Below are 16,401 nucleotides of genomic sequence, written 5' to 3'. Positions count from 1 at the left end.
CGATCCTGTCCAGGCTCGGTGACCTGCTCGACACCCTCCGCACGGCGCTGCGCGGCCTCCGGCGTACCCCGGGCGGGTCGAGTCCTTCCGACATGCCGGCTCCCGGCCCGGGGGCGCGCGGCTACACGGACCCGGCCGGCGGCGGGCAGCCACCGCCGTGGGCGCGGCAGGACGACTGGCCACCCGACGTCGACCGCGCGCCGGGGTCTCCCGGCGGCGGCCCGGCGCACGGCGGACCGCCCGGGGCGCCGCCAACGGCGGGCGGGCCAGGACACGCCGGAGGACCCGCCGCACAGCGGGTCAGGACACGACGGCGGATCAGGACACGACAGCGGGCCAGGCCACGACGGCGGTCCGGCGCGCGACGGCGACGACCCGCCGGACACCGACGGACCCGACACAGCCGAGCCCGGGTCCACCACCGATCCGCTGGTGCCCGATCATGCGAGCGAGGCCGAGTTGCGGCTGCTCGGCAGGGAGGTGCACAGCATGACCGAACTCGACCCCGGCGGACACGTCAACGACGCGTACGACGTGACGTTCACCGACGGCACGCACGGCGTGTACAAGCCGAACGTGCCGGAGAACGAGTTCGTCCAGGTCCGCTCCACCATCCCGGAGAACCAGCTGGCCGCCCGGGAGGTCGCCGCCTCGCGCCTGGACGAGGATCTGGGCTTCGGCCTGGTGCCCACGACGGCACGGTGGGACGGTCCGCACGGGGCCGGGTCGATGCAGGAGTTCGTGGAGAACGCGAGCCCGGGTCGTCCCGCCGGCGACTACCCCGTCGCGGAGGGCGAGCGGATGGCGGTGCTCGACTACGTCAGCGGCAACACCGACCGGCACATGGGTAACTACCTGACCGGCCCCGACGGCCGCCTGGTCGCCATCGACCACGGTTACTCGTTCCCCGAGTCGAACGGCGAACCGCTGCGTTCGGACTTCGTTTCGCAACGGATGAACCAGCCGCTCAGCCCGGAGACGATGGCCCGGATCCAGGCCACCGACCCGGCCGTGCTGGCCGACCGGCTGCGCAGCACCGGTCTGAGCGAGCAGGCGTTGTCCGGTGCGATGGACCGCTTCAACGAGATCCGTAGCCGAGGCATGATCACGGGCGAGGCGTGGAACGCCTTCCGTCCGCCGAGCCCGTGGTGAGCGAAGGAGCCGTGGTGAACCAGGAGGCAGGCATGACCGAGCAGGCGGCGACCAGGGTGGCGCTCTACACGTTCGCCCAGCACACCAACCGGCGGGTGGCCGAGTTCAATTGGCAGCCCGGCCAACCGGTGTCGCTGACCATTCTCGATCCGGAGTGGGGTGCGGTCGCACAGGATTTCTACGACAACGGTGTGCCGGTCGGCGCGGAGCGGGTGCCGCCGGAGGCCGGTGCGGAGTTCATGCGCGCCCTGCTGCAACGCTTCCGGATGAGCTACTACAAGTTCGTGGACGAGAGCGGCTGAGGCCCCCGCACCGGTACGACAGCCGCCGCCTGACCATCGGTACGCTGCACGGCGGCCTCGCGGTCTCCCCCGTACTCTGGCGACCGTCAGCGGGCGACGAACCATGGGTCATCCGACGAAGCCGGACAGGAGAGGGGCGACCACGGCATGACGGCGATATCGGGCCAGCGGTCGACTGCGGTGCGTGTCGGGGAGGCGGCCGAGGAGGATCTGCGGGCGCTGTTCGGGCAGTCCATCGCCGTTTTCGCGTCGCTCGTGGGGCCCACGCACGTGGTGGAGACGGCGAACCCGGCGTTCTTCGTCACCATCGGTGAGGAGCGGGCGCGCACCGGGGTTCCGGTCGCCGAGCTGATGCCCGAGTTGGCCGGTCAGGGCTTCGTCGCCCTGTTGGACGAGGTCTACCGCACGGGTGAGCCCTACACGGGTCGGGACGCCCGGATCGTGCTGGGGACCGGCCCGCACGCGCGGGAGGCGTTCTTCGACTTCACCTACGAGCCGCGCCGCGACGCCGACGGCACCGTGACCGGGATCCGCGTGATCGGCGTGGAGACCACGCAGGTCAAGCACGCCCAGCGGCTGATGGTCGAGCACCGCGCCATGCTGGAGCAGATCGCCCGCCAGGCGCCCCTGGCCGAGGTGCTCGACGGGATGGCGCGCTGCATCGAGAACCTCGCGCCGGACCAGGTGCTGGTCTCCGTGCTGCTCGCGGATCCGGACGGTGAGCACCTGCGCCACGGCGCCGCGCCGAGCCTGCCCGAGTTCTACAACCGGGCCATCGACGGGATCGCCACCGGTGAGGGTGTCGGCTCGTGCGGCACCGCCGCGCACCGGCGGGAGCCGGTCATCGTCACCGACATCGCCACCGATCCGTTCTGGGACGACTTCCGCGACCTGGCCGAGCGGGCCGGGCTCGCCGCCTGCTGGTCGATGCCGATCCTGGCCCGTGACGGCGGCCTATTGGGCACCTTCGCCATGTACCACCGCACCCCGCGCGTCCCGCAGGACACCGATCTGGCTCTGGCCCGGGTCTTCGCCGACACCGCGGCCCTGGCCATCGAGCGCCACCACGTCGAGCAGGCGAAGACGGCCGCCGAAGCACGCGCCAAGGCCGCGAACGAGGAGCTGGCCAAGGCGGTACGCGCCGAGCGGCAGCTACGCGCCGAGGCCGAACAGCGCGCCTCCACCGCCGCGGAACTCGCCGACCGGATGCGCGCCGCCGCGGCCGCACAGGCTGCCCGACCGCATCCCGAGCACTGCCAGCTCGGCGGCGCCCAGGGATGCACCGCGCCGGCGAAGATCAAGATCGCCGACTCGTGGGGTGATGCGGCGTGGGGCTGTGACGCCCACGTCGAGGAGGCCATCCTCAACGTACGGTCGGTGTTCATCGCGAGCGAGGAGCTCGGCGGCCTGGCCGCCTACGTCAACCGCTGACGACCCCGGCGCACCAGCCGTGACCGGCTGGTGCGCCGGCGGGCGTCAGGCCGCGACGGCCGCCCGGACGTCGTCGTCTGCGGCGCGCAGCCGTGCCGCGGCCTCCTCGGCGGTGCAGTGGGCGAGCAGCAGCACGATGGCCGTCTTGGCGTGCCCGTGTGCCGCCGCGAGCGCCCGTGCGGCCGTGTCGAGGTCGGTGTCGGCGGCCTCGGCGACGATCCGTCGTGCCCGGTCGACGAGCTTCTCGTTCGTGGCGTTCATGTCCACCATGAGGTTGCCGTAGACCTTGCCGAGCCGGGCCATCGTGGCTGTCGAGAGCATGTTGCAGACGAGCTTCTCGGCGGTGCCGGCCTTGAGCCGGGTGGATCCGGTGAGCACCTCGGGGCCGGTGGGCACCTCGATGGCGACATCGGCGTGCCGGCTGATCACCGCGTCGGTGTTGCAGGCGACGGAGACGGTCGCGGCGCCGCGCGCGCGGGCGTGATCCAACCCGCCGACCACGTACGGGGTACGGCCGCTGGCGGCGAGCCCGACCACCGTGTCGCGGGCGGTCAGGTCAACGGCGTCGAGGTCGGCGACGGCGCGGGTCGGGTCGTCCTCGGCACCCTCGACGGCGACGCCGAAGGCTCGTGCCCCGCCCGCGAGCAGGCCGATGACCCGGTCGGGCGTCGTACCGAAGGTGGGTGGGATCTCGACGGCGTCGAGCATGCCGATCCGGCCGCTGGTGCCCGCGCCGAGGTAGATCAACCGTCCGCCCTGGCGGAGCGACGCCACGATGACGTCGACGGCGGCGGCGATGTCCGGTACGGCCCGACGGACGGCGTCCGCGACCGAGCGGTCCTCGTCGTTCATCGCGAGAAGCAACTCGGTGGGCGACATCCGGTCGAGGTCGCTGGTCTTGTCGTTGCGGGTCTCGGTGCCGAGGGTGCTGAGGTCCATCCGGTGTTCGTTCCTCTCGCTGGTGTTCAGCCGCCGAATGCCACCGGGCGCGTCCTGCTGGGCCGACGCGCCCTCTATCAGCAGGCTGAAACCACAGCGTAACCAGCCCGGACGGGCACTGGCAAAAAGTTTCGGGTTACTGTGGGCCAACGTCACTTATTGACAACCGCTGGGTGGGGAGTGAACCGTGCGTCAACTCGACCTTGTCGTGATCGTGCTGTATCTCGTGGTGATCGCCTACGTCGGACTACGCCTGTCCGGGAAGCAGAAATCCGCCAAGGACTACTTCGTGGGCGAGGGCCGCCTGCCGTGGTGGACCGTCTCGTTCTCGGTGGTCGCCACCGAAACCAGCGTGCTGACCGTGATCAGCGTGCCCGGTGGGGCCTACAGCGGCCAGGGGTTCGGCAACGTCGAGCTGGCCCTGGGCTACGTCATCGGTCGCGTCGTGGTGGCCACGGTGCTCATCCCGCTCTACAAGCGGGGTGGGTTCGTCAGCGCCTACCAGTACCTCGGTGAGCGGTTTGGCCTGAAGCTTCAGGGTCTGGCCTCGATCACGTTCGTCTTCACCCGGCTGCTCGCCGAGGGCGTCCGCCTCTTCGCCTCGGCCATCCCCATCAAGCTGCTCCTCGACGAATTCGGCCTGCACGTCGGCTACCAGGCCATCATCGTGGTCCTCACCCTCATCACTGTGGTCTACACCTACCTCGGTGGCATCAAGGCGGTCATCTGGACCGACGCCATCCAGATGGGGCTCTACCTCGGCGGCGCGATCCTGGCCATCGCCGTGCTCAGCCACGCCGTCGGCTTCGACGGCTACTCGCAGGCGCTGGACGCCGGCAAGTTCCAGCTCTTCGACACCAACCTCAACCTGGCACACGTGCTCACCAGCCCGTTCGCCCTGCCGACCGCGATCATCGGTGGCGCGATCTTCGCGATGGCCAGCCACGGGTCGGACCAGCTGATCGTCCAGCGCATCCTGTCCACCCGCACGCTGCGCGAGGGGCAGAAGGCGATGATCTCCTCGGGCGTCTTCGTGGTCATCCAGTTCGCCGCGTTCTCCCTGGTCGGCGCGCTGCTGTGGTCGTACAACAAGGGTCAGACCTTCAAGGAGCTCGGCCTGGCCAGCAGCGACAACCTCTACCCGAGCTTCATCCTGCACGCCCTGCCGGTGGGCATCTCGGGTCTGCTGGTGGCCGGCATCCTCGGTGCCGCGATGGGGTCGCTGTCGTCGGCACTGAACTCGATGTCGAACTCCACCGTCGCCGACTTCATCCACAGCTTCTTCCGCAAGGTCCCGTCCGACGACGCGATGCTCCGGCTCGCCCGAGTGATGACCCTGGTCTGGGCGGTGCTGATGGCGATCTTCGCCTGCGCGTTCAGCTCCAGCACCGGAAACGTCTACCTGACCGGTCTGACCATCGCCGGCTACACCTACGGCGCGCTGCTCGGGGCCTTCCTGCTCGGCCGCCTCGTCAAGCGGGCCAACCAGGTCGACGCGTTCATCGCCTTCCTCGTCACCGTGGCGGTGATGACCTACATCGTCCGCTACGTCAAGATCGATGTGACGACTGCCGGTACCACCACCGCGACCGCGATCGCCGCGCAGTGGCTGGTCCCGATCGGCGTCCTGATCACCCTGGTCGTCGGCACCGTGGCGAGCCTCTTCCACCCGGCGCCCGAGAACCCGTACGACCACCGGCGCACCGACGAGGTCGACGACGACGTGGCGACGACGCCGGCCGGCCGGGCATGAAGGAGGGCGTGATGCGCGTGATCGGCCTGATGTCCGGAACCTCGTACGACGGCATCGAAGCCGCCGCCGCCGAGTTCGAGCTGAGCGGCGACACCGTGCGGATGCGATCGCTGGGTCGGCTCAGCCACCCGTACCCGGAGCAGTTGCGCACCCGGATCGCCGCGGCGCCACCCGCGACGACCACCACCGAGGCGATCTGCGTGCTCGACACCGGCATCGGCCAGGCCTTCGCCGAGGCGGGCGTGCGGGCCGTCGCGGAGCTGTGCGACGGCCGCGCCGACCTGGTCGTCTCCCACGGGCAGACCATGCACCACTGGGTCGAGGCAGGTACGGTCCGCGGCACCCTCCAGCTCGGTCAGCCGGCCTGGATCGCCGAGGCCACCGGCCTTCCGGTCGTGTCCGACCTGCGCAGCCGCGACGTGGCCGCCGGTGGCCAGGGCGCTCCCCTGGTCGCCCTGTTCGACGCGCTGCTGCTGCGCGGCCTGCCCGGCGTCCCCGCCGCCCTGAACCTGGGCGGGATCGCCAACATCACAGTCGTCGCACCGGACGCGGATCCCCTCGCGTTCGACACCGGGCCGGCCAACGCGCTCCTCGACGCCGCCGCACGCCACTTCAGCGGCGGCGCCGAGGAGTACGACCGGGACGGGCGCGGCGCGGCGGCCGGGCAGGTGAACCCGGCGTTGCTGCGGCGGCTGCTCGACGAGCCGTACTACCGGCTGCCCGGCCCGAAGAGCACCGGCAAGGAGCTGTTCCACAGGCCGTACCTGCTCGCCGCCCTCGCCGACGCGCCCACCCGGACCCGAACGACGTGCTGGCCACGCTCACCCGGCTGACGGCGGTCACGGTGGCCGACGCCTGCCGCGAGCACGGCGTCACCCGGCTCGTCGTCTCCGGCGGCGGCGCGCACAACCCGACGCTGATGGGCATGCTCGTCGACGAGCTACCGGACGTCGACCTGACCTCCAGCGACGAGGTGGGTGTCGCCTCGGACGCCAAGGAGGCACTGGCCTTCGCGCTGCTGGGCTACCTCACCGTGCACGGACTGCCGGGCGCCCTGCCCTCGGGCACCGGCGCGCGGCACGCCTCGGTGCTCGGCAGCATCACCCCCGGCCGCCAGCCGCTGCGGCTGCCGGCGCCGGTCGACACCGCTCCCCACCGGTTGCTGATCGCCGCCGACTGACCACCCTCGGAGGAGGATCCGGCCATGAGCACAGTCGTTCCCGCGCCGAGCGCCGCCGGCGTCCGCGCCCGCGAGGTCGCCGACCTGCTGCGCTCGCGCCTCGACGATCCGACCCGGGCCAGCGCCGAGCTGCCCCGCAGGCTCGCGGCGGCGCACGACGCCTCGCCGTACCTGTTCGAGCCGCAGGCAGTGGTGCGCGCCGCCTCGGCAGCCGAGGTGGGCGCGTTGATGGTCGGTGCCCGGGAGGCCGGCGTGCCGCTGACCCTGCGCGGCGGCGGCACCAGCCTCGCCGGGCAGGCCGGCGGCGCGGGCGTGCTCGTCGACGTGCGCACCGACTGGCGGCACGCCGAGGTGCTCGACGACGGTCGTCGCATCCGGCTCCAACCGGGCCTGACGATCCGGCAGGCGAACGCCCGGCTGGCCCGTTACGGCCGCCGGCTCGGACCGGACCCGGCCAGCGAGGCCGCCTGCACGGTGGGCGGCATGGTGGCCAACAACTCCAGCGGGATGACCTGCGGCACCACGGACAACGCGTACCGCACCATGGAGTCGCTGCGCCTCGTCCTCCCGTCCGGCACCGTCGTCGACTCCGCCGCGCGCGACGCCGACGACCGGCTGCGCGCCGCCGAGCCCGACCTGCACGCCGGGCTGCTGCGCCTGCGCGACCGGGTGCGCGCGACGCCGGGGTCGCGGGCCACGATCGAGCGCCTGTTCGCCATGAAGAACACCATGGGGTACGGGCTCAACTCGCTGCTCGACCACGACAGCCCGGTCGAGATGCTGGCCCACCTGATGATCGGAAGCGAGGGCACGCTCGGGTTCGTGGCCGAGGCCGTCTTCCGGACCGTCGAGATCCACCAGCACGCCGCCACCGGCCTGCTGATCCTGCCCGGTCTCAGCGCTGCCACCGACGCACTGCCCGCCCTGCTCGCCGCCGGTGCCCGTACCGCCGAACTGCTCGACGCGGCCGCGCTGCGGGTCAGTCAGCGTGACCCCGACGCGAGCCCGGCCCTGCGCGGCCTGGCGGTCGCCGGGCACGCCGCGCTGCTCGTGGAGTTCGCCGAGGACAGCGCGGAGCGGCTGGCCGCGACGCTTGCCGACGCCCAGCCGGTGCTCGACCGGCTGCCCGCCGTCACCGGCACCGAGCTGACCCGCGACCCGCGCGAACGGGCCAAGCTCTGGCACCTGCGCAAGGGCCTCTACACGGCGGTCGCCGGCGCTCGCCCGCCCGGCACCACGGCCCTGCTGGAGGACGTCGCGGTGCCGATGCCGCGTCTGACCGGCACCTGCGACGGGCTGATCCGCCTGTTCGAGAGGCACGGCTATCCCGACGCGGTGATCTTCGGGCACGCCCGCGACGGCAACCTGCACTTCATGCTGACCCAGTCCTTCGACACACCGGCCGAGATCGACCGGTACGCCCGGTTCACCGACGACATGGTCGACCTCGTGCTCGCCGAGGGGGGCACCCTCAAGGCCGAGCACGGCACCGGCCGGGCCATGGCACCCTTCGTCCGCCGGCAGTACGGCGACGAGCTGTACGACGTGATGCGCGAGCTGAAGCGGTTGTGCGACCCGAGCGGCCTGCTCAACCCCGGTGTGCTGCTCAACGAAGACCCGACGGTGCACCTGCGGCAGCTCAAGGCCGTCCCGACAGTCGATCCGGAGCTGGACGCCTGCGTGGAGTGCGGCTACTGCGAGCCGGTCTGCCCCACCGCCGACGTCACCACCACGCCCCGGCAGCGCATCGTCCTGCAACGGCAGATCGCCCTCGCCACCGCCGCCGGGGACGAGGAGCGCCGCCGGGAGCTGACCACCGACTACGAGTACGCGGCGGTGGACAGTTGCGCCGCCGACAGCCTCTGCGTCACCGCCTGCCCGGTCGGCATCGACACCGGCGCGGCGATGAAGCGGCTGCGCGCCGAGCGGCACAGCCCACGGGCCCAGCGCACCGCCCGTGGCGTCGCCCGGCACTGGAAGGGCGCCGTGGCAGGCGTCCGGGTCGGGCTGAACGCCGCGCACGCCGTGCCGACACCGCTGACCCGCGCCGCCACCGGGGTGATCCGTTCCCTCGGCGCGACCGAACTCGTACCACAGTGGAGCGCCGACATGCCGCGCGCCGGTGGGCCCCGCCCCGAGCCGCGCAGCGCGCCGGACGCCCGGGCGGTGTTCTTCGCGGCGTGCATCGGCAGCGTCTTCGCGGCCGAGGACGGCGCGTCCGGCGGCTCGGCGGCGGCGTTCCTGCGCCTGTGCGAGCTGGCGCGCGTGCCGGTCGTCGTGCCGGCCGAGACGGCGGGCCTGTGCTGCGGAACGCCCTGGCAGTCCAAGGGCTACCCGGCCGGCCACCGCGAGATGGCCGAGCGGACCCTTGCCGCGTTGTGGACGGCAAGCGACAAGGGTCGCCTGCCCATCGTCTGCGACGCGTCGTCGTGCACCCACGGGCTGTCCCAGTTGACCGCCGCGCTGGCCGAGGAGGACCGGGGCCGGTACGCCGCTCTGCGCTTCGTCGACAGCGTGACCTTCACCGCCGAGCACCTCCTTCCGGCGCTGCCCGAACCCCGACGCCTGGGCTCTCTTGCCCTGCACCCCACCTGCTCCACAGTGCACCTGGGCGGCATCGACGACCTGCACACCGTGGCCCGGGCGGTCGCCGACACCGTGACCGTGCCGGACAGCTGGGGGTGCTGCGCGTTCGCCGGGGACCGGGGGCTGCTGCACCCCGAGGTCACCGCCGGCGCCACCGCCGCGCAGGCCGCCGAGGTCAACAAGCGCGACCACGACGCGTACGCCTCCTGCAACCGCACCTGCGAGATGGGCATGAGCCGGGCCACCGGGCACTCGTACCGACACGTGCTCGAGGTGCTCGTCGAGGCGATCGAGCCGCCGGCCTAGGGCCGTGGGCCGGAGGCGCGACGCAGCAGCGCGGCGGCGAGCAGACCGCCGGCCAGGACCGCCGCGGCGCCCACCAACTGCCCGGTCTCCAGCGCGGAGGCGAAGGCGCTGGTCACGGCCTGCCGCTGCGGCCCCTCGTCGGCGGCGGCGAGCGCTGCCGGAAACGACTGCGCTCCGGCCAGCCCGGCGGGCAGCAGCGCCGCGAACCGGGCGTTCAACACCGCGCCGAGGACGGCGATGCCGAGACTGCTGCCGACCTCGGTCATGGTCCCGTCCACCCCGGCGCCGGCGCCGGCCTTCTCGGCCGGGATCGCGCTCATCACCGCCTCCACGATCGCGGGGTTCGCCAGGGAGCAGCCGACGCCCATGACGAGCAGGCCGCCGAGCAGCACCGCGTACCCGTCGGAGGACACGAGGGTCACCGTCGCGAGGCCGGCCGCGAGCAACGCCATGCCGACGGCGATGGCGGCGGCCAGGCCGAGACGGCGGATGACGGCGGCGGCGACGCCGCTGACGTTGAGCAGCACGATGGACAGGGCGAACGGCGCCATGCGCAGGCCCGCCTCCCAGGCCGGGTAACCGCTGACGAACTGGAGGTGCTGGGTCAGCAGGAACAGCGCTCCGGTGGCCCCGAACGTGATCAGGACGACGCCGGAGACCGCGCCGACGAACCGGCGGTCCCGGAAGAAGTGCATGTCCAGCATGGGGTGGGTGATCCGCCGCTCCCAACTGACGAACAACCCGAGCAGGACCACTCCGACGACAGCCGCGCCGACCACCTCGGCCGACGCCCAGCCCCGCTCCGGTCCGGCGATGATCGAGAAGACGACGGCGGTGAGCCCGGCGGTGGAGAGCGTGGCGCCCCAGACGTCGAGTCGGCCACCGGCCGGACCACGGGACTCCGGCACCAGCGCCCGCCCGACGAGCAGGCAGGCCAGCACGATGGGGACGTTCAGCAGGAAGATGGCGCCCCACGGCAGGTGGGCCAGGATGGTGCCGCCGATCGGCGGCCCGACCGCGAAGCCCAACGCGCTGGTGGCCGCCCAGATGCCGATCGCCCGCGACCGTTCGGGGCCGTCGAAGACCTGCATCGCCACCGCGAGCGTCGAGGTGACCAGCAGAGCCCCGCCGACGCCCATACCCGCCCGGGCGGCGATCAGTTGACCGCTGGTGCTCGCGAGACCGGCCACCAGCGAGCCCAGTCCGAACAGGACGAGCCCGGCGAGCAGCATCCGCCGCCGGCCGTACCGGTCGGCGGCGGCGCCCGCCGTGAGCAGCAACCCGGACAGCACCAGGGCGTACGCGTTGATCATCCACTGCACGTCGGCGGTGCTGGCGTCCAACTCGGTGGTGAGCACCGGCACCGCCACGGTCAGCACCGTGTTGTCCAGCACCACGACGAGCTGCGCGACACAGAGGACGGCCAGGATGAGCCAGCGGTGCGGCGTTCGGGCCCCCGCCGTGGGAACGGCGACCGGCTGGACGAGTGTCACACCGCTGCCCGCGCGCTGTCGGCCGACGGGCGCTCGGGGGCGGGCTCGGTGGCCGGCTCGGAGGCCGGCTCGGGGGCCGGCTCGGGGGCGCGCTCGGTGGCGGGCTCGGGGGCCGGCTCGGGCGCGGCGCCGGACGGGCGGGGGAAACGCCGCTGGTGCGCCAGGCCGAGCGCGACCCCGGCGGCCACCAGCACGACGGCGGCGATCGCGACCGGCGGGTAGCCGATCCGGTCGGCCGCCGCCAGGCCCACCGAGGCGGCCACGAACGAGCAGACCAGGCCGAACGACGACAGGACCGTGAAGTCCGTGCCGCCGGTGCCCGGTCGTGAGTAGTCCATGTTGACCGTGTAGAGCACGACGTTGGCGATCGTGTAGGCCACCATGAAGAAGCAGAGCGCGGCGATCGTCCCGCCCAGCGGCGCGCGGCCGTTCAACAGCGGCAGCAGCATCGCCGTCGACACCGCGAGGGTCACGCCGCCGGCCACGAGCATCCTGCCCCGCCCGAACCGCCCGATGCCCACCCCGGCGACCAGACCGGCCACGATGGCCGGCGCGCTTGTCACCACACCGGTCACCACGCCGATCCGGCCCAGCGACCACCCGGCGTCCACCAGGGCGGGCGTCACCAGGGCGTACGCCATGCCCGCGCCGACGTAGACCAGCGGCACGACGCCGAACGTCCACCACCGGCAGCCGGGCTGGCCGAACACCGACAGCAGCGCCCGGTAGGCCGTGCCGACGTGGTCCACCCGATCGGTCCGGGCGGGCTCGGAGAACCGCCACACCACAAGCAGTCCGAGCGCGGTCAACGCGGCCAGCAGGCCGACCGCCCACGCCCAGCCGAACCGGTCGTAGACCAGCACGCAGGCGCCGCCGCCGAGCAGGTTGCCGAGGTAGCTCGCCGCCACCTGGATGCCGTTGCCCGTCCCCCGGTCCGCCTCGCCGAGCATCCGCACGGCGACGGCGTCCACCGCGATGTCCTGGGTGGCGGAGAAGAAGACGTACGCGGCGCAGATGGCGATGACCGGGCCGAGCGCGTCGGCCGGGCGGGAGAACGGCAGCAGCGCCAGCAGTGCCAGCACCAGGGCGCTCTGCAGGACGAGGAGCCAGGACCGGTAGTGGCCGCGGCGCTGGGAGCCGTACCGGTCGAGGATCGGCGCCCAGAGGAACTTGACGGGCCAGATCAGGCCGACGACCTGCAACAGCGCGAGGGTGTCCAGTGAGGTGCCGCCGTCGCGCAGGATGGCGGTCAGCCCGACGGTGATGAAGCCGATGCCGAGGTACTGGGTGACGTACAGCGCGGTCAGGGTGCCGAGTCGGCCTCTCACGGGGCTCTCCAGTAGCCGAGCGAGGTCAACCGGTCCTTGTCGACGCCGAGCGTCCGGCGGATGTGTCGGGTGATGCCCCGGGTGGTGGCCGCCTCGCAGGCCACCCAGTAGTGGGCGGCGTCGTTGGCGGGCAGGTCGGAGCGGACCCGTTCGACGAGGTGTCGACCGTCCGTGTCCCGGGGGACCCAGGTGATGGCGTGGTGTGCCCGGGCACGCGGCGTGAGGGCCTTCTCGCCCTCGTGGGCGTACTCCAGCCAGACCGTCGCCGGGATGTCGGCGCCCGCGTCGAGCAGGCTGTTGACCGCCGGCAGGGACGCCGCGTCCCCGACGAGGTAGAGGTGCTCGGGTGCCGGATCGGGCAGTTGGAAAGCGCTGCCCTGGACGGTGGCGACGATGGTGTCGCCGACCTGCGCCGTGGTGGCCCAGCGGGCCGCGCAGCCGTCGTGGATGGCGAATTCGAGGCTGAACCTGCCGTTGGCCGGGTCGGGGTCGACGATCGTGTACGCCCGCTGGTGTGCCCGGCCGTCGTTGTCGAACCACAGCCGGACCCACATCGTCGGGTGGACCCCGCACGTCTCCAACAGGCCGCCGTCGTCCAGGAGCAGCCGCTGGTAGTGCCCGTCCACCGACTCGCTCGCCCGCACCGTCAACTGAAAGTCCCGGCCTCCCATGGCCTTGAGGACCAGGGCTTCCCAGTTCCGTTTCACGCACCCCTCCAGGTAAGGCGAGCCTTTGTTAGGGGAGGGTAACCTAACTCCGCCGCGCGTGGAACGCGTGTCCCCCTCACGTCATCCCGGGCGCGATCACCCCGACCAGCAGAGGACCCCGCGACATGACATACCAGGAGAAGATCACCGAACTCGGCGAGCTGACGTTGACGCCCGTCGTACCCGACCGGGACGCCGCGCTCCTGCACGGCTGGGTCACCCTGCCCCGCAACTCGTTCTGGGGCATGGGGTCACACACCGTCGACCAGGTCCACGAGATCTACACCTTCGTCGACGGTCTGCCCACCCACCACGCGTACCTGATCAGGATCGACGGCGAGCCGGTCGGCCTGTTCCAGAGCTACCAGCCCGAGGCGGACCCGGTCGGCGAGCGGTACGCCGTACGGCCCGGGGACATCGGGATGCACCTGCTGCTCTGCCCCGCACGCCACCTCGCCCGCGGCCTGACCAACGCCGTCGGCCCCGCCCTGGCCCGTTTCCTGTTCCTCGATCCGGCCGCCCAGCGGATCGTCGTCGAGCCGGACGTCCGCAACCATCTCGCGCTGCGCCGACTGGAGATCGAGGGCTTCACCTTCGACGCCGAGATCGACATGCCGGACAAGCGCGCGCAACTGGCGTTCCTCACCCGCTCCCGGTTCGAGTCGGACCACCCGACGCCTGGCTGACCGGCCCCGCGCCGGCTCAGTCGGCCGGCGGGGCCCCGGTCCCGCCGGGCTGACGTGCCAGGGCGTTCAGCTCGGCGGCCCGCGCCTCCTGGATCCGGCCGGCGAGGGTCCGCACCTCCGGGCTGCCCCCGGCGGTCTGCTCGCCCCGGCACAGCACGACGGTCTGCGCGAGGTGCGCCCGGAGCAGACCGACCGCCCGGGTGGGCACCTCGGCAGCAGGAGCCGCGCGCAGCTCGGCGAGAGCGACGTCGGTGACCATGCCGGGCATCTGGTGCCCCGCATGGATGTTCTGTTCCGGCCTGTTGCCGGCGGCCAGCAGCCTTCGCAGTTCCACCGACTCGGCCCGGTGCGCCGCCCGGATGTCACCGAGGACGGCGCGCAGCGCGGGATCACCGGCCGACGGACGGGCGTCCAGGTCGTCGATCAACGCGAGCGCGCCGTCGTTCATCGGGAGCAGCAGTTGGATGAAGGCGTCATCGGTGCCGTTGAGCAGCACCGGCGAGGTCGGGGCGGGAGCCACCGACGCCGGCGCGGCGGTCCGGTCGACCCGGCCGGCGTCCCGGGTCAGACCGACGGCAAGCGCCGTCGCGGCAAGGGTGACGACGACGCCGACGATCCGCCCGACCCGGCCGGCCCGCCCTGCCCACTCGGCCCGGCTGGTCAACGTGCCGCCTGGAACGCGCGGCCGATCACTGTCGCCCGGGTGCCGTCGCTGAACAACCCGGACCGGTCCTTGTCGGTGGCGGGCAGGCCGAACCAGGCGTAGCGCTGCACGTAGGAGAGTTGGCCGAGCATGCCGGTGGCCGCGGTGAGGAAGGCCGCCTGCTGCTCCTGGCCGGGAAACTGCTGACGCCCGCCGTCGTAGCGGATCAGCGCGAACTCGGTCAGCCAGATGGGCTTGTGGTACCGCTGGTAGACGGCCTGCAGGTACTGCCGAAGCTGGTTCACCGCCGCCGCGGTGGTGAAGTCGGCGCCGTACCAGTGCAGGGTGATGAAGTCCACCCGGTGACCCCGGGCCTCGGCGCCGGTCATGAACCGGTCCAGCCAACCCTGCGGGTCGGCGCCGCCGAAGGCGACCGCTGGGCTGCCCAGCCGGCTGCCCGTCGCCATCAGTTGCGGCCACAGGTCCAGGGCCTGCGCGACTGTCATGTTCGCCTGCTCGGGCAGGTCCGGCTCGTTGAAGGTGAGCAGGTGGGGCCCTGCGGCCTTGGCCCGGGTCAGCTCCGCGGCGGTGACGTTCTCGGCGCTGCGGATCATGGGTACGAACGTCGCGCCGCGCGGAGTGCTGATCCCCGGGTGCTGGGTGCCCCAGGTGTAGTACCAGCCGGCCTTCGAGCTGGCCAACGCCTGGCTCGCTCCGGCGAAGTTCCACACCCCGACGCCCTTGCGCGCGGAGCTGACCGCCGGTGCGACCGCGGCCTTCGACGAGGGGCGCGGGCTCGGTGACGGCGCGCTGCTCGGGGAGGCGGAGGCGGAGGCGACGGCGACGGGCGCCGCGGATGGTGTCGGGGCGGCCCAGGAGGGCGCGGCGGCCGGATCGTCCGGCAGCGCCACCACCAACGTGGTGATCGTGAGGACCGCCGCAACCACTCCCCCGGCCAGGTAGGGAATCAGGCCGCGGGGCGCGTGCACCGCAAGCTCGGCGACACCCGGGGGATGCGGTACGACGGCCGGCGCGGCGGCCGGGGGCACGGTCGCGCTCGGGACGTGGGCGCTGAGGCCGGCCGGCAGCGGCAGCAGCGACATGCCGGCGAGCAGCCGGTCGATCGGCAGGAACGCGGCGCCCAGGCGCCCGCAGAACGCGCAGTCACGGACGTGTCGGGCCAGCCGCTTGCGCCACAGCGGGCTGGGAGTGCCGTCCCACTCGGCCGCCACCGCGCCCAGGTCCGGGCAGCCGGGACGGGCATGCAGGGCGCGGACGACGCCCCGGGCACTCTGGATCTGCTCCTTCATCCGGTGGATGCGCACCGCGAGGTGCCCCGGCGACAGACTCGCGGCCTCGGCGATCTCGGCACGCGTCAGCTCGCCGGTCTCCTCCAGCCACCAGAGCGAGAGCAGTTCCTGGTCGTCCGGATCGAGCCAGCGGGTCGCCTCGGCGACCTCACGTCGCTGGTCGGTGAGGCCGAGCCGGAGGATCGTCATCCCGGCGAAGTCGGAGGCCGGATCGGGCACGTTGTGGATCGCGTCGAGCCCGGCGTCCCGGTTGAGCGCGACACGGCGACGCTGGTCCCAGTCGCGCACCTGACGGATGGTGATCGCCACGAGCCAGGACCGGTAGGCCGCCGGGTCGTTGAGCGCGGGCAGGTGCCGGATCACCCGTACCAGGGTCTCCTGGACGACGTCGTCGACGTCGGCGTGGCCGCGGAGCGCGCGCCCGACGATGTTGTAGACCAGCGGAAGCGAGGCCGCCACGACGTCGTCGAGAGCGCGCCGGTCGCCCTGTCGAGCCGCGACGACCAGCCCGGGATCGGGTGCTGCCCGACCGGCTGACGACATGGATCCCACTCCTCCTGCGCTCGGTCCGGACAGCGCGCGTGC

At 72.7% G+C, this 16,401-nt stretch carries 12 protein-coding genes and 1 pseudogene; 7 read left to right on the top strand and 6 right to left on the bottom strand.

The features are described 5' to 3' along the window. The first annotated feature begins 432 nt into the window (after positions 1–432). From MILUP08_RS33615 to MILUP08_RS04345, 3 genes are all read left to right on the top strand, one after another. Entirely contained in the window at positions 433–1,152 is a 720-nt protein-coding gene (locus MILUP08_RS33615; protein WP_051065660.1) for a protein kinase family protein, read from the top strand. Positions 1,153–1,166: 14 nt separating this feature from the next. Next, on the top strand, positions 1,167–1,454 hold the full coding sequence (locus MILUP08_RS04350) for a hypothetical protein (protein WP_144056859.1): 288 nt from the start codon (positions 1,167–1,169) through the stop codon (positions 1,452–1,454). A 147-nt stretch (positions 1,455–1,601) separates the two neighbouring features. Beyond that, positions 1,602–2,885: a GAF domain-containing protein gene (locus MILUP08_RS04345; RefSeq protein WP_007455068.1), complete on the top strand. Its 1,284-nt coding sequence runs from the start codon at positions 1,602–1,604 to the stop codon at positions 2,883–2,885. A 45-nt stretch (positions 2,886–2,930) separates the two neighbouring features. Here the strand turns inward: MILUP08_RS04345 and murQ are convergent, their stop codons facing one another. Next, positions 2,931–3,824, bottom strand: coding sequence for an N-acetylmuramic acid 6-phosphate etherase (gene murQ / locus MILUP08_RS04340; protein WP_039905349.1), 894 nt, complete (start codon positions 3,822–3,824; stop codon positions 2,931–2,933). A gap of 187 nt (positions 3,825–4,011) precedes the next feature. Here murQ and MILUP08_RS04335 point away from each other — a divergent pair, with 187 nt between their 5' ends. The 3 genes and pseudogenes from MILUP08_RS04335 to MILUP08_RS04325 all read left to right on the top strand — a co-directional run bounded on the left by MILUP08_RS04335 (position 4,012) and on the right by MILUP08_RS04325 (position 9,649). Then, positions 4,012–5,577, top strand: a complete 1,566-nt coding sequence (locus tag MILUP08_RS04335; RefSeq protein WP_007455066.1) for a sodium:solute symporter — start codon at positions 4,012–4,014, stop codon at positions 5,575–5,577. Then, positions 5,574–6,757 (top strand): annotated as a pseudogene (locus tag MILUP08_RS04330) (anhydro-N-acetylmuramic acid kinase). The gene MILUP08_RS04335 and the pseudogene MILUP08_RS04330 overlap by 4 nt, the downstream one beginning before the upstream one ends. Before the next feature lie 24 nt (positions 6,758–6,781). Then, the gene (locus tag MILUP08_RS04325; protein WP_007455062.1) at positions 6,782–9,649 is read left to right on the top strand and encodes an FAD-binding and (Fe-S)-binding domain-containing protein; all 2,868 of its coding nucleotides are present in this window, start codon (positions 6,782–6,784) and stop codon (positions 9,647–9,649) included. Here the strand turns inward: MILUP08_RS04325 and MILUP08_RS04320 are convergent. From MILUP08_RS04320 to MILUP08_RS04310, 3 genes are read right to left on the bottom strand one after another with little or no spacing between them, the layout of a single operon-like run. Further along, the gene (locus MILUP08_RS04320) at positions 9,646–11,142 is read right to left on the bottom strand and encodes an MFS transporter (protein WP_007455059.1); all 1,497 of its coding nucleotides are present in this window, start codon (positions 11,140–11,142) and stop codon (positions 9,646–9,648) included. The two genes, MILUP08_RS04325 and MILUP08_RS04320, sit on opposite strands and share 4 nt — an antisense overlap. Then, positions 11,139–12,470, bottom strand: coding sequence for an MFS transporter (locus MILUP08_RS04315; protein ID WP_007455057.1), 1,332 nt, complete (start codon positions 12,468–12,470; stop codon positions 11,139–11,141). The genes MILUP08_RS04320 and MILUP08_RS04315 overlap by 4 nt, the downstream gene beginning before the upstream one ends. Continuing rightward, positions 12,467–13,177 (bottom strand): siderophore-interacting protein, encoded by a 711-nt coding sequence (locus MILUP08_RS04310; protein WP_007455055.1) that lies wholly within the window; start codon positions 13,175–13,177, stop codon positions 12,467–12,469. The genes MILUP08_RS04315 and MILUP08_RS04310 overlap by 4 nt, the downstream gene beginning before the upstream one ends. A gap of 125 nt (positions 13,178–13,302) precedes the next feature. Here MILUP08_RS04310 and MILUP08_RS04305 point away from each other — a divergent pair, with 125 nt between their 5' ends. Further along, the gene (locus MILUP08_RS04305) at positions 13,303–13,863 is read left to right on the top strand and encodes a GNAT family N-acetyltransferase (RefSeq protein WP_007455053.1); all 561 of its coding nucleotides are present in this window, start codon (positions 13,303–13,305) and stop codon (positions 13,861–13,863) included. Positions 13,864–13,879: 16 nt separating this feature from the next. Here the strand turns inward: MILUP08_RS04305 and MILUP08_RS04300 are convergent, their stop codons facing one another. Beyond that, a complete protein-coding gene (locus MILUP08_RS04300) occupies positions 13,880–14,527 on the bottom strand; it encodes a DUF305 domain-containing protein (protein ID WP_007455051.1) in 648 nt (215 codons plus the stop codon). Continuing rightward, positions 14,524–16,359 (bottom strand): sigma-70 family RNA polymerase sigma factor, encoded by a 1,836-nt coding sequence (locus tag MILUP08_RS04295; protein WP_007455049.1) that lies wholly within the window; start codon positions 16,357–16,359, stop codon positions 14,524–14,526. Before MILUP08_RS04295 ends, MILUP08_RS04300 begins: the two co-directional genes overlap by 4 nt. Between the last annotated feature and the right edge of the window lie 42 nt (positions 16,360–16,401).

The organism is Micromonospora lupini str. Lupac 08 (assembly GCF_000297395.2).
In the GTDB taxonomy this organism is placed as follows: domain Bacteria; phylum Actinomycetota; class Actinomycetes; order Mycobacteriales; family Micromonosporaceae; genus Micromonospora; species Micromonospora lupini.
This window is presented reverse-complemented; position numbering and strand designations above follow the sequence as displayed.

What these genes read in the sequence shown, in the direction of transcription:
- MILUP08_RS04345 (WP_007455068.1), top strand. Translation starts at nt 1,602, where the DNA reads ATGACGGCGATATCGGGCCAGCGGTCGACTGCGGTGCGTGTCGGGGAG.
- murQ (WP_039905349.1), bottom strand. Translation starts at nt 3,824, where the DNA reads ATGGACCTCAGCACCCTCGGCACCGAGACCCGCAACGACAAGACCAGC.
- MILUP08_RS04325 (WP_007455062.1), top strand. Translation starts at nt 6,782, where the DNA reads ATGAGCACAGTCGTTCCCGCGCCGAGCGCCGCCGGCGTCCGCGCCCGC.
- MILUP08_RS04305 (WP_007455053.1), top strand. Translation starts at nt 13,303, where the DNA reads ATGACATACCAGGAGAAGATCACCGAACTCGGCGAGCTGACGTTGACG.
- MILUP08_RS04295 (WP_007455049.1), bottom strand. Translation starts at nt 16,359, where the DNA reads ATGTCGTCAGCCGGTCGGGCAGCACCCGATCCCGGGCTGGTCGTCGCG.